1 rRNA gene is annotated in these 414 nt (G+C 54.8%); it reads right to left on the bottom strand.

The window, feature by feature from the left end:
* Nucleotides 1-372: ribosomal RNA gene (locus FS641_RS18305) — 23S ribosomal RNA — on the bottom strand; the annotation flags it as partial.
* Nucleotides 373-414 lie beyond the last annotated feature (42 nt).

Genomic DNA, 414 nt, shown 5'->3' with positions numbered 1-414 from the left:
ATGCGCTGTAACCGCCCCAGTCCGGCAGAACTGAGCGACGTGTCCCACAACCCCGACCATGCAACGCCCGCCGGCTATCACACATGATCGGTTTAGCCTCATCCGCTTTCGCTCGCCACTACTCACGGAATCACATGTTGTTTTCTCTTCCTGTGGGTACTGAGATGTTTCACTTCCCCACGTTCCCTCTACCCGCCCTATATATTCAGGCGGGAGTCACCAGGTCGACAAGTCGCCTGGCGGGGTTTCCCCATTCGGAAATCCTCGGCTCACAGCTCGATTATCAGCTCCCCGAGGCTTATCGCAGATTTCTACGTCCTTCTTCGGCTCCAGATGCCAAGGCATCCACCGTTTGCTCTTAGAAACTTGACCACAAAGATTAAAATTGCGATCGACTCGACAACACGACCACCC

Origin of the sequence: Curtobacterium sp. 9128 (assembly GCF_007673775.1) — a bacterium.
GTDB lineage: Bacteria > Actinomycetota > Actinomycetes > Actinomycetales > Microbacteriaceae > Curtobacterium.
This window is presented reverse-complemented; position numbering and strand designations above follow the sequence as displayed.